The organism is Bacillus sp. ISL-4, from assembly GCF_018613275.1.
In the GTDB taxonomy this organism is placed as follows: domain Bacteria; phylum Bacillota; class Bacilli; order Bacillales; family DSM-1321; genus Peribacillus; species Peribacillus simplex_E.
Window position 1 is genome coordinate 172,109 of record NZ_JAGGQN010000020.1, and the last position, 12,447, is coordinate 184,555.

Genomic DNA, 12,447 nt, shown 5'->3' on the forward strand with positions numbered 1-12,447 from the left:
TACGTAAATATCAGACGGGATCCCTCACGTTAATATCATTATTTCACTGCTGCCTTTTCAATTTTCGCAATTCCGAGTCCTTTTGCACCTAGTTTCGATGTTTTTGCTTCTGGATAGTATCGTTCGATCATTTGAATACCAATTGCGGCACGGCGTACACGTTCCTTTGTGAGTGAGATGTTCGTACTTTCCCATTGTTTCCCTGAGGGGTATACATCTGGGTGATTACGAAGACCGAATTTGATGTAAACAGGCGCCAATACACGAATTATTTCCGGTATTTCATAATAGCGAAGAAAGCCTCCGAAGGTATCCGGAACTTCAACGTATAAATCAATTGGAATGTCTATTGATTGTCGGATCGCTGCAAGTTTAGACAGCGTTAATGCAGGTGGCACGTTGTAGGTATCCGCACCGATGTCTTCCATTAATTTGACGGATACTGGATTGGCTGAACCCATTTGAACCGATACTTTAACAACAAAGTCTTCCGGAAGCTGTCCGTATTTTTTCATTTCTTTCGTTAAAAGAAGGAGTCCTTCATCCGCAACTAACGCACCGCGAAGACCTAGTGCAGCCCCTCTTTTCAGGTCTTCCATGGCATAAACAAGCTGATCGGAGCCCTCATGGCGGATTCCCTGAGATTTGCCTCCTGGCGTAAGCGGTCCCGCACTGACATCCCATGAACCCCTGGGACCGACAAACAAACTCAGTTCCATGCCTCGCTCTGCTGTCATTTTACACATTTCTATAATTTCTTCATCCGTTTGAAGCATGATACCGCTGCCTTGAGATATTCGGTGAATAGTCAGACCGAGTCTGTCAATTTCTTTCAATGTTTCTTTTAGTGCTATTGGACCTTCTACGCTTGGGAGTTCAATGCGGTATTGAGCACCGTCTGGAAATGTTTTCGTTGATGTAGGTAGCTCTTTAAGATCAGTTGATGGGTAGCCTAATCGTTCGAGCAAGTCTCGTGATTCTTTCATTTTTGGACGCCTTCTTTCATATTTATATTTTTTAAAAGAGCAGCTACTTTGTCACTCAAATCAGCAGGGTATACGTCGCATGGTGCACGGTGTCCAGCCGCAACGTCAAACCAGCGCTGATGAACTGCTTCTTTCATGGCAGTAAAAAATGTCGGACCGTAATTGTACACATCCATCAGTTTTGAAATCACTTGATGCTTTTTCTGTGCTTCAGCAAGGTCACCTTTATGATACGATTGATATAAATCAACGGAAATTTCCGGCGCAAAGACAGCGCTTCCATTAATGCTTCCCGCTGCACCAATCATTTGAGCCGGAAGCAAGTGCTCGTCAAAAGCAGAGAAGACGCGGAAATCACTGCGAACTTTCTTCACTTCCGCCAGCACTTGACGAAGGTGCCCGAAATCACTGACCGTCTCTTTAATACCTGCAATGTTTGAATGATCTTCAGCTAATTTTTTAATCAATTCGATTGATAAATTTTGACCTGTCAAGAGCGGTATATTATAAATGAAAACTTGCAGATTAGTATGATTCGCTACACTGGAAAAATGTCGGTATAATTGCTCGTCAGACAGCTTCCAGTAATATGGGTTGACTACGAGAACGCCGTCCGCTCCATGCTCTTCTGCATAAGAAGTCAGTTCTTGCACCTCTTTTAATGCGGTATGCCCGACCCCGACCATAACAGGCACTCGGTTGTTAATATGCTTTATCATTTCGCGTACATATAATTTTCTTTCTTCTGTTGTAAGCGATGAGAACTCACCTGAACTTCCCATCAATAAAATACCGTCTATATTCCGTGAGATTAATAGGTCGATATAGCTCCTGTTCAGCGCCATATCTAAGTTCCCCGTTTCATCAAATAAGGTGACTACCGGTGGAATGATGCCATGAAAGTCCATTGTTTTTCCTCCTTTTATTACCATTCAGCGATGCTCCCGTCTTCATTACGCCAAATGGGGTTTTTCCAATCATGTCCGGTTTCTGCTGCCTGCTTCACTTTTTCCTCATCGATTTCCACCCCAAGACCCGGTTTATCCGGAATGTTCACATAACCATTTTCATAGTCGAATAATTCTGGATTTTTCATATAATCGAGAATGTCCACGCCTTCGTTGTAATGAATACCAAGGCTTTGCTCTTGAATAATGAAATTCGGTGTCGTTGCGTCCAAATGAATTGATGAAGCGAGAGTCATCGGACCGAGCGGGCAGTGCGGAGCGATCGCTACATCATAGGCTTCTGCCATCGCGGCAATTTTTTTCCCTTCTAAAATACCACCTGTGTGGGATAGATCCGGCTGAATAATATCGACATAACCATCTTGAAGAAGCTGCTTAAAGCCCCAGCGTGTATACATCCTTTCACCCGTCGCAATCGGGCACGTAGTATGCCAGGCAATCTCACGAAGTGCTTCATTATTTTCCGGAAGCACCGGCTCTTCAATGAACATTGGATGGTACGGTTCAAGTTCTTTCACAATCGCCTTTGCCATCGTTTTATGAATCCTTCCATGAAAATCCACACCAATGCCAAAGTCTTTGCCAACCGCTTCCCTAATTGAAGCAACGCGTTCGATGACCGCCTCTACTTTCGAAAAGCTATCTATGTAATTCATTTCTTCTGATGCGTTCATTTTGACAGCAAGGAAGCCCTCTTTCTGTTTTTCGATTGCAGCAGCAACGACATCCACTGGTCGATCTCCTCCGACCCATGAGTACACTTTAATTTTTTGGCGAGCTTTACCGCCGAGCATTTGGTATACAGGAATATTGAAGTATTTTCCTTTTATATCCCATAGTGCCTGCTCAATGCCAGAAATGGCACTCATTAAAATTGGCCCCCCACGGTAAAATCCACCTCGATAAAGTGTTTGCCAGATGTCTTCAATGTCGTTCGGATTTCTCCCGATCAAATAATCGGTCAATTCGTTAACTGCTGCTTTAACCGTTTCAGCACGCCCTTCCACGACAGGCTCTCCCCAGCCGGAAATGCCCTCATCCGTATCGATTTTTAAAAACAGCCAGCGGGGTGGAACTTTGTATAAAGAAATTTTTATGATTTTCATCAAGCACCTCGCATTGTTTTTTTTTGGAAGAAAGAGAGATTTTCAAACATGGAAACCTCTCTTACTCTTATTAAGAACCTTTAATAAAAACCGTTTTTATGGCTGTATAAAATTCTTTCGCCGCTTCACCTTGCTCTCGCGAACCCGTGCTCGATGCTTTCATGCCTCCGAATGGGGCTTGCAACTCTACGCCCGCACTTTCTGCGTTAATACGGACAAGCCCTGCCTCAATTTCATCGATGAATTCCAGAATCGAGCTAATATTTGATGTGAAGATTGAAGCACTCAATCCGTATTTCGTATTATTTGCCATGTCTATCGCTTCGACTAGATCGCTAGCTTTCATAAGCGCGATAACTGGTCCAAAAATTTCTGCCTGCGCAATCACCATATCCGTCGTCACATCTTCAAAAATCGCTGGTGTAATGAAAAAGCCCCCATCATAGTCCCCACCAGTTAATATCTCCCCGCCATATATAAGTTTTGCGCCCTCCTGCTTGCCTTTTTCAATGTACTCTTTCACCGTATTGAACTGGCTTTCGCTTGCACAGGGGCCCATCCAAATTCCCTCTTGAAGGCCGTTGCCAACCGTTATTTTCGATGCTGCTTCAACTAGTTTTTGTTTAAATACATCATAGACCGATGATTCAACAACAACACGGCTAGAAGCTGTGCATTTTTGGCCGGAGGAACGAAATCCACCGTTGATGACCGCCTCGACTGCTTGGACGATGTTTGCATCTTTCGTCACGATGACTGGATTCTTGCCTCCCATTTCAAGCTGATATTTTATGCCGCGGGCGGAAGCTGATTTTGCGACGCTCTGACCGACACTTTCAGAACCTGTAAATGTGATTGCATTTAAAAGCGGATGATCGATGAGCCCCTGGCCAATGATTGATCCTTTACCGGTAATAAAATTCACAACACCCTCAGGGAAGCCTGCTTTGGTAAAGCACTCCATGACTTTCGCTGCTGTAACGGCCCCTTCCGTAGCGGGTTTCCATACGATTGTATTGCCATATACAAGAGCTGGAGCCATTTTCCAGATGGGAATTGCAACCGGGAAGTTCCATGGCGTGATTATACCGACAACACCAAGTGGGGAGCGTTTTGTAAACATGAGGGCATCTTTATCGGATGATGGTATAACATCGCCGTCTTTCCGCATCCCTTCACCAGCATAGTAACGGAGGATCGCAACACCTCGTGCCGTTTCCCCTTTTGCTTCAGGTAACGTTTTACCCATTTCGCGAGTCATGGTTTCGGCAATTTCATCTAGATTTTCTTCCAATATATTGGCCGTTTTGAAAAGGATTTGCCCACGTGCAGACTGCCCGAGCCTGCGCCAATCCCTCTTTGCCTTATGCGCAGAAGCTACAGCCTTGTTTAAGTCATCTCCGGTTGAGCTTTGAACGTAGCCAACCGGTTCTTTGTCCGCAGGATTAATGCTTTTGATTGTATTTCCAGAAGATGCATCCACCCACTCATTATTAATGAAATTTTTATATGTCTTCGTTGCAAATGTAGTTGATATCATAATCTTTAGCTCCTTTTTCGTTTTAGAATGTCGGTCCAATTCTCCAAATACCAAAGTCATGCTGCTTTAAGATCTCCGCTTTTGTTAGTTTTCCGTTTGAAACATGTTGAATTTCTTCCATGATGCGACTTCCCACCTCATCAACGGTTTCTAAACCATCAACAATCGTACCTGCATTTAAATCCATATTTTCATTCATCCTGTCAAACATTGGTGTATTAGTTGAGATTTTTATGACGGGTGTTATAGGAGAACCTGTTGGCGTCCCTCTTCCACTTGTAAAGAGAACGATTTGGGCCCCGCCTGCGACCATACCCGTCAATTGCTCAATGTCGTGGCCAGGCGTATCCATCCATACGAGCCCTTTTTTTGTGGGCACCTGGGCATAATCAATGACCTCTTCCAGCCTGGTTGTGCCTGATTTTGTCGCTGCCCCCAGTGATTTTTCTTCGATTGAGCTGAGACCTCCCTCAATGTTTCCCGGACTCGGATTTCCGGTGCGGATGTCTACGCCCATTTGAATCGAGCGGTCTTCCATCATTTTAATAACCGCATAAGCTTTTTTGGCTACCTGGTCGTTTGCCGCCCGGTTAGCGATCAAATGCTCTGCACCGATAAGTTCAGTCGTTTCCGCTAATATTGCGGTTCCCCCCTGCTGAACAACCAAATCGCTTGTACGTCCGACTGCCGGGTTAGCCGATAAGCCAGAGCATGCATCAGACCCACCGCATTCAGTGCCGACAATCAGCTCGCTAAAATCACATAATTCCCGTTGCACCATTGAGGCATCCTGGACCATTTTGACCGCAATTTTAGCTACTTCGGCAATGGTTTGAAGAGTGCCGCCATGTTCCTGAATCGATACAGTTTCCACTGGTTTACCGCATTTAGCAATTTCATCTCCAATACGGTGCGCCTGATGTGTTTCACAGCCAAGGCCGAGTACTATGACACCATATACATTTGGATTCATCCCCATTCCCGCATAGGTTCTGGCCGTTTGATCAAAATCAGAGCCCACTTGCGCACAGCCATGCTGATGAATGAATGTGACGGTTCCGCTCACCAATTCTGTGACGCGCTGTGCAGTTTGGGTTGCGCATGTTATCGTTGGCAAAATCAGTACATGATTCCGGACTCCGACGCGACCATCCGGACGGCGGTAGCCCCAAAACTGCATTTTTTCATTCAGCAATTTTGTCACCCCTTCCTCTTTTACCTTCTAAATTGTGTACATGAACATGTGCACCAGCGGGAATAAAAGCTGAGGCTGCCCCTATGACTTCCCCATATTTAAATATGTCTGCTCCTTGTTCGATGGCTTTGACTGCGAACTTATGTCCAAAACGAATCGGTTCAAGAATGGGTACGACAAGTTCTTCAAGGTCTGTCTTCACAACGACCGATGTGTTTGCAGGGATTTCGGATAAAGCGACAGCTACACTATCTTTCGTACTTAAGTAAAGTGTTTTGTACTCGCCCATTTTGTCACCCCTTAAATTGTTTGAACTGCTTTACTTTGGATAACCGGGTTGTTTAATACTCCAATCCCTGGTATTTCGATTTCGATTCGGTCATCGCCTTTCAATGTAAATTCATTTGGCGGAACCACGCATGTACCTGTAAGTAACACTGATCCGTCAAAAACAGTGTTATCTAAGACTAAATAGTCGACAAGCTCTTCCAATTTTCGTTTCAGTTGGTTTACTTTCGCTTCACCTTCAAATACTTTTTCTTCATTTCGATAAATACGGCACATGATTTTAAGCTCATATGGATCCGGAACAGCCTCTTTTAACAAGATGGCCGGTCCAATGGAGCAAGAGTTTTTCCATACTTTTGCCTGTGGAAGATAAAGCGGATTTTCACCTTCAATATCACGGCAGCTCATGTCATTACCTGCGATATATCCGAGTACCGTTCCCTCTTTATCGATGACAAGACCAAGCTCCGGCTCCGGAATTTGCCATTTTGAATCAGAACGCAAGTATACCGGATCATTCGGGCCCACGGTTCTTGCTGCAGTCGATTTAAAGAAAATCTCAGGACGCACAGCATCATAAACTTTGTCATAGAAAGTTTGGCGGTCCAGCTTTCCTTGTGTTGCTTCGTAGTTACGTGCTTCCTTGCTTTTCTTATACGTAACGCCAGATGCCCATACTTCCGGTGCATCGATAGGCGTTGTTAATTGAAGACCTTCCAATGGCCGCTTTTTCCCTTCGGAGACAATTTGTTTTACAATGTCAAACGCCGTTCTGTTATCATGGCGTGCCGCTGTAATCAACGACATAAAATCCGTAAATGGAAGGTCCACCACATTGTTTTCGTTTGTCACGGCAGCAAGTTGTTTCTTATTTTCCTTTACATAGCGAATAATTCTCATTTTTTAGTTCCCTCCTAAATGGCAGGCCTCATTTATATTTTTTGATATTCATAACCGAGCTCCTGCGAAATTTTACTGCTGCATTCCTTTAAGAGACGTACATAATACTCATGTGTTTCTTCATTTACTTTCGAAGCAGGCATCGATACACTCATTGCAGCGATTACCTTTCCTGAATAATCTTTTATCGGTACAGCAAGACAGTAAATGCCCGGTTCGTTTTCTTCATTATCCATTGAATAGCCATTAATGCGTGCTTTTTCGATTTCCGCTAAAAACTGCTCCTTGGATCTAATCGATCTTTCGGTAGGACCCGTATAATCATAGCCGTCCAAGAGCAAATCCAGTTCACTGTCCGTTTTGGTTGCAACAAGAGATTTGCCAACAGCACTCGTATGAATCGGAACACGCCGGCCAATACGGGAATAGAGGACCGTTACCCCTGTGCCCTCCACTTTATCGACATAGACACCTTCCTGACCGTCTAATATGACAAGGTGCAGCGTTAAATTCGTTGTTGCTGAAAGCCATTCAAGATGTTTTCTTGCTACGTTGCGCAAATCGAGATGGGTCACAACAACGCTTCCCCTCTCCAAAAGCTTTAACCCTAGCGAGTATTTTCCATTTTCTTCGCCTTGTGAAATATAGTGATGCTCCTGTAAGGTTTTTAATAGTGAATGAACCGTACTTTTATGTAAATTCATTCGCTTGCTTATCTCTGTGATAGTTAGTGCGCGCTCACGCTCATCAAATAAATCCAATATTTTCAAGGCACGCTCCACCGATTGGATGATAGGCATCGTTCCTCACTCCTTTTATTCTGTCTACCTTTATATTATCGGATTTATGACGAGCATTCCTCACTTTATTTCTACTTTTTTTCCTTGAAGTAAAATATCCTGTTCATAATCGAGTACCGCATCCTCAATGACAGCTATTGGGACAACACCATTTGCTGCATCTGTATGTCCAAACATCCTGTTGCTGGCAGCAACCATTTTTTGTCTAACTTTCATCCGCTGCTTGCGTTCAGCTGCCAATGATTGTCTTTCTTCTTTAAAATGATCCGCAAATTCATGAACAACCTTTCCTGAATGAAGTTGAGTAGCATTCACAAAATCAATCCGTCGATCACGAAGCTGAAGGTGAATTACATCCCCTGATTTAAGTAAACCAATGCCGCCGCCTTCATACGATTCCGGTGTCATATGTCCTATAGCAGCACCATATGTGACTCCTGAATAGCGGCCGTCGCTAATGATTGTGGCGATTTTTTTCATAACACGATTTGCATTGATGTGTTGCATTGGTGTAAACATTTCCGGCATTCCGAATGCTACTGGCCCCTGCCCTGAGATAATGACCGCAATTTTCAATGTGCCCTCTTCAACCATCCTGTCAAATAACTCCCCATATGTAGCAGTTTTTAGAAGAGACCATTCCGGCTCATTGTTGTATTTAAGAGATTCAAGCAATAGATTATGTTCGAAAAGCTTTTGCTCTTTTATTTTTGAAAGCAGATTTGAATCGAGCAGGCTTTTATTTGCATCATCTTCATTTTCGTAATAAAGGATAAATGCAAGCTTATCATCGAATTGGTCAAGCTGTGGTGTCGGCATTCCGCTGATTTTTACAACGGCGCTTTCAAAGAAGTTTCCTTTTAAAACATCAACACCGCTGAATCCACGGCTTGGATTGGATAAAATGACCTGATTTTTCTTTACATTAACCGCTTTTAGGCTACTTGTAATCGCAAGACGTTCTTTCCAGGTTTTTGCTGCGACGGTCGGCGCATCCTGATCCATTGGTACACCATTCTCGATAAGTTCATAAAAAAGTGTTTCCATTCCTCTGCTTGTCCCGCTGCAACACTGCATCGCAAGTGAATAAATGTCCCTTCCTTCTGTCAAACTGTAATCAAATAAGTCAGGAATTGGATGTGAATGATGAATTCGGTCAAGGTCCCATAAGCTGAATTTGAATCCTGCATAAAGCATGCCTGCGACAATATGCATCATTAAGTTAGTAGAACCGCCCGAAGCGCTGTGAATACGGATTGCATTTTTTATGTTCGCAGCGACAATGTTGGCCACGCCGTAGCGCTCTTCATTTATCATGCCGGCGAAGCTATCAATCACCGAGTTAATCTGGCGTTGTGTTGGTGGATCGGTTAACAGCTCCACGGCTGGATGAACGAGACCCATGCCTGCCACTAAATGACGTGAACTATTCCCCGTACCATTGAAGGCACATACACCGCCCTGCCCGTCACATGTTGCGACAGCAAGTCTCATTTCAAAATATTTATGCTGTTCCTTCGTCAATATTCCTCTTTCATACGCCCTTTCAAACACGCCCTGAAATGCAGTATTCGATGAACATTGCAATATATATGCCATCGTATCTCGTAAATCATCGGCTACATCATTAGCTCCTTTACTTTCCGCTTTTTTCGCAAGAGTTTCCAATTCCTCGATCACGTCAGCTGGAATCGAACCGCCTTCTAATACGTGAGCAGGTGCGAATGTTGCGAAAAAGGGGGCTTCACCACGGTTTCGGCGAACACGATCAACATGTGCGAGTGCACTTACAACACCAAGAGGCTGCTTATCACACCCTTGAATGACGAATGCACCATGATAACTGTGAGCTTCTAGCTGGTTGACAACCATTTGTGCAACCGCGTTTCGGCTCTGGAGAGAGTAACTCATTCCTTGATTGTTTTGCGCAGTTCCATCACACATTACCGGTGTCGAGAAATGAAACGGCACGCCGCCGTTTTGCCAGATGCGTATTGCTGCCCGTGCCGACGTTTGGTAATCCATTATGTGGGCCGGATGATCGGACGAACCACCGATAATTGCGATACGCGGGGCATTCCTCTCGAGCCGCAAATAAATTTCTTCAAGCGTCCAATCAGGCTTCCCCCCTTCATATGTGGAGCCAAGCGTCAGCTTCGAACGATCCAACAAACCCGCAACCGTAATGGGTTCATTTGCTTTTCCCTGTACATTATCGCGGTAAGGGTTTATCTCGTTATCAATAAGTGGATATAGGTGTGTCATTTCAGCACTCCTTTTCTGATTTCAAATGAATTCTTACATTCTCTTAAAATATTAACGAGGGTTTTTAGTCTAGTGCCAATTCTTCTGGTTCTGAAAGGAGCTCTATATTTTTATTTTTTAAAGCTTCTTCCATCATGCTTTCAGAAATCCAAATTTCACTGATTTCAAGCGTATTTTTTATTCTTACCACTCTCACTTTATTCAAATCGAAGGCATTGCACGTTTTGATAGCAGCTTTAACAGCTAATTCCTGCGTATCTAAAAACATCGGGAGCTTTACTACATCTGTCACTGTGCTTGTGAGTGCATTGGCATAGCCTTTTTCCCACTCAATTTCATTCATGACGGCCTTCGTCGTCATATCAGCCATGCCGATGCCGTTTGCATTACCGTGAGTTTTTTCAGTAAGTCCAAGTACAACGGTCCGTTTAACCTCTGGCCCCCCGGTAGCATATGGAGTGGCGAAGTTACCCGTGATATTCGGATCCATTCCATCTCCCGAAATATCCTTTCCGAGTTCATTTACAATAAGTACGTCGATCGAATCGAAATGGATTTTTGGCATCAATGATTTTGCTTCAAGCAATAGTCCCGGTTCCACTTCCTCCAGTTCCTCTGCTGGGACTGCGACGATTTTCGCTGGTTTATCATAGGCATTTTCAATAGTCGCAAGACCAAATATGATAGGAGCTTTCGCTAAGGAAATTTTCGCCATTTCAGGGACATGTTCCGCCATATACTTAAAGCTGTATGCATGTGCAGCTTCGGCTCCCTTTTGCTTGCCTAAACCGATTGTAATCATTTTCATTAGTCCGCTTTCAACCGGTCCACGAAATGCCGTATGTGGTTTTATCCGATTAATGACTATGATTTTATCTGATTCATATGCAAGCTTATCAATATAGACAGGGAGCCCATTTGGCAATTCATCCAGTTGAATAACTTCCATCGATGACATTATTGGCGCTCCAACCGATTCTTCTGAAATACCCAGCTGAAGCAACACATCGATTTGTCCTTCCGCTGTAGCACCCCCATGGCTTCCCATTGCAGGGACTATAAAAGGATTGCCACCAGCCTCCTTAACGGCAGCCACCGTTTCTCTTACTAGAGTAGGAAGGTCCGCTACCCCTCTGCTTCCTACTGCAATTGCCACCCTGTCATCTTCATTTATTCTTGATAAGACACCTGCTTCTTTTATCGCCTTCTTCACCTCACCAGCTACATCAGCGATTTGAGGTGTACGAAATTTCTGCCTCACTTTGACCATTTTCGGTAATTGGATTTCACGTAAAAGTTCAGAGATAATATCCATTTTCAATCCTCCAAACAGTCTGGATTATTTACCGCGTACTTTTTCAACTTCGCTCATCATTTCCTCTACAAGATCCGGCCCGAATTTTCGAGCATATTCGTCCGTCACTGGTTGGATGATTTTCTTCATTTTTTCCTTTTCTTCCGGCTCTACTTCATTGATTTTCATTCCTTCTTCTTTTAGATACTTAAGGGCTTTTTCATTTTCTTTTTGGTTAACTTCCCGTTGATACTTTCCAGCCTCTTGTGCGGCCTCACTCATGATTTCTTGCTCTTGTTCTGATAGGTCATCCCAGAACTTTTTACTTACAAGGAATACAAATGGTGTATAAACATGATTTGTAAGACTTAAGTATTCTTGCACTTCATTATATTTTTGCGTTTGAATTGTTGCGAGTGGATTCTCCTGACCATCAACAGTGCCTGTTTCTAATGCAGTAAATACTTCTGAGAAGGCCATCGGCGATGGATTCGCCCCTAACTTTGAAAATGCATCTAAATGCACTTCATTTTGCATGGTACGAAGTTTAAGCCCTTTGAAATCTTCAGCCGTTTTAACAGGGTGTTTGCTGTTGGTTAAGTTTCGGAAACCATTTTCCCAGTATCCCAAACCTACTAAATCATGTTCCGGTAATTTATCCAAAAGTTTTTTTCCTACTGCACCATCAAGTACTTTATAAGCTTCCTCTTCATTATTAAAGACAAATGGGAAGTCATAAATTCCAAATTCCTTAATCATACCAACAAGTGGTGAGGTTGAAGGAACAGTTACTTCCTGTAAGCCACCTTGAAGAGCTTCTGTCATTTTCTGATCATCTCCGAGGGTGGCATCAAAAAAGTTTTGGACTTTCATTTTCCCCCCGCTTTTTTCTTCAACCAGTTCTTTAAATTTCTCCATTCCTTTTCCTTGTGGATGCATTTTACTATTTCCGATCCCTGCTTTGATTGTTCTTTTCTGAATACCATCAGCTGAGGCGCTTTCATTTTGTCCGCTTCCGCAAGCACTTAATAGTAGTAATGAAGGCAGTAAAACTCCAACCGCCAAACGTTTGAACAAATTATTCATTTTCTTTTTCCTCCTATTA

General features: G+C 43.5%; 11 protein-coding genes. All 11 read right to left on the reverse strand.

The genetic code is table 11. The features are described 5' to 3' along the window. Positions 1-38 precede the first annotated feature (38 nt). Entirely contained in the window at positions 39-986 is a 948-nt protein-coding gene (locus J7J00_RS16415; RefSeq protein WP_214792223.1) for a U32 family peptidase, read from the reverse strand. After that, entirely contained in the window at positions 983-1,894 is a 912-nt protein-coding gene (locus tag J7J00_RS16420) for a dihydrodipicolinate synthase family protein (RefSeq protein ID WP_214792225.1), read from the reverse strand. Before J7J00_RS16420 ends, J7J00_RS16415 begins: the two co-directional genes overlap by 4 nt. A gap of 17 nt (positions 1,895-1,911) precedes the next feature. Then, entirely contained in the window at positions 1,912-3,060 is a 1,149-nt protein-coding gene (gene dgoD / locus J7J00_RS16425; protein WP_214792227.1) for a galactonate dehydratase, read from the reverse strand. 70 nt (positions 3,061-3,130) lie between these two features. Next, positions 3,131-4,600 (reverse strand): alpha-ketoglutaric semialdehyde dehydrogenase GucD, encoded by a 1,470-nt coding sequence (gene gucD / locus J7J00_RS16430; RefSeq protein WP_214792229.1) that lies wholly within the window; start codon positions 4,598-4,600, stop codon positions 3,131-3,133. Positions 4,601-4,622: 22 nt separating this feature from the next. Continuing rightward, the gene (locus tag J7J00_RS16435) at positions 4,623-5,780 is read right to left on the reverse strand and encodes a UxaA family hydrolase (RefSeq protein WP_214792355.1); all 1,158 of its coding nucleotides are present in this window, start codon (positions 5,778-5,780) and stop codon (positions 4,623-4,625) included. Positions 5,781-5,784: 4 nt separating this feature from the next. After that, on the reverse strand, positions 5,785-6,084 hold the full coding sequence (locus J7J00_RS16440) for a UxaA family hydrolase (RefSeq protein ID WP_214792231.1): 300 nt from the start codon (positions 6,082-6,084) through the stop codon (positions 5,785-5,787). Between the two features lie 11 nt (positions 6,085-6,095). Further along, positions 6,096-6,983, reverse strand: a complete 888-nt coding sequence (locus tag J7J00_RS16445) for a fumarylacetoacetate hydrolase family protein (protein ID WP_214792233.1) — start codon at positions 6,981-6,983, stop codon at positions 6,096-6,098. A gap of 32 nt (positions 6,984-7,015) precedes the next feature. After that, positions 7,016-7,783: an IclR family transcriptional regulator gene (locus J7J00_RS16450; RefSeq protein ID WP_214792235.1), complete on the reverse strand. Its 768-nt coding sequence runs from the start codon at positions 7,781-7,783 to the stop codon at positions 7,016-7,018. Positions 7,784-7,843: 60 nt separating this feature from the next. Continuing rightward, entirely contained in the window at positions 7,844-10,048 is a 2,205-nt protein-coding gene (locus tag J7J00_RS16455; RefSeq protein ID WP_214792238.1) for a dihydroxy-acid dehydratase domain-containing protein, read from the reverse strand. A gap of 64 nt (positions 10,049-10,112) precedes the next feature. Beyond that, on the reverse strand, positions 10,113-11,363 hold the full coding sequence (locus tag J7J00_RS16460; RefSeq protein WP_214792241.1) for a nickel pincer cofactor-dependent isomerase, group 22: 1,251 nt from the start codon (positions 11,361-11,363) through the stop codon (positions 10,113-10,115). A 24-nt stretch (positions 11,364-11,387) separates the two neighbouring features. After that, positions 11,388-12,428, reverse strand: a complete 1,041-nt coding sequence (locus J7J00_RS16465; RefSeq protein WP_214792243.1) for a TRAP transporter substrate-binding protein — start codon at positions 12,426-12,428, stop codon at positions 11,388-11,390. Positions 12,429-12,447 lie beyond the last annotated feature (19 nt).

What these genes read in the sequence shown, in the direction of transcription:
- J7J00_RS16445 (WP_214792233.1), bottom strand. Translation starts at nt 6,983, where the DNA reads ATGAGAATTATTCGCTATGTAAAGGAAAATAAGAAACAACTTGCTGCC.
- J7J00_RS16415 (WP_214792223.1), bottom strand. Translation starts at nt 986, where the DNA reads ATGAAAGAATCACGAGACTTGCTCGAACGATTAGGCTACCCATCAACT.
- J7J00_RS16435 (WP_214792355.1), bottom strand. Translation starts at nt 5,780, where the DNA reads ATGCAGTTTTGGGGCTACCGCCGTCCGGATGGTCGCGTCGGAGTCCGG.
- J7J00_RS16440 (WP_214792231.1), bottom strand. Translation starts at nt 6,084, where the DNA reads ATGGGCGAGTACAAAACACTTTACTTAAGTACGAAAGATAGTGTAGCT.
- J7J00_RS16460 (WP_214792241.1), bottom strand. Translation starts at nt 11,363, where the DNA reads ATGGATATTATCTCTGAACTTTTACGTGAAATCCAATTACCGAAAATG.
- J7J00_RS16455 (WP_214792238.1), bottom strand. Translation starts at nt 10,048, where the DNA reads ATGACACACCTATATCCACTTATTGATAACGAGATAAACCCTTACCGC.
- dgoD (WP_214792227.1), bottom strand. Translation starts at nt 3,060, where the DNA reads ATGAAAATCATAAAAATTTCTTTATACAAAGTTCCACCCCGCTGGCTG.
- J7J00_RS16420 (WP_214792225.1), bottom strand. Translation starts at nt 1,894, where the DNA reads ATGGACTTTCATGGCATCATTCCACCGGTAGTCACCTTATTTGATGAA.
- J7J00_RS16465 (WP_214792243.1), bottom strand. Translation starts at nt 12,428, where the DNA reads ATGAATAATTTGTTCAAACGTTTGGCGGTTGGAGTTTTACTGCCTTCA.
- J7J00_RS16450 (WP_214792235.1), bottom strand. Translation starts at nt 7,783, where the DNA reads ATGCCTATCATCCAATCGGTGGAGCGTGCCTTGAAAATATTGGATTTA.
- gucD (WP_214792229.1), bottom strand. Translation starts at nt 4,600, where the DNA reads ATGATATCAACTACATTTGCAACGAAGACATATAAAAATTTCATTAAT.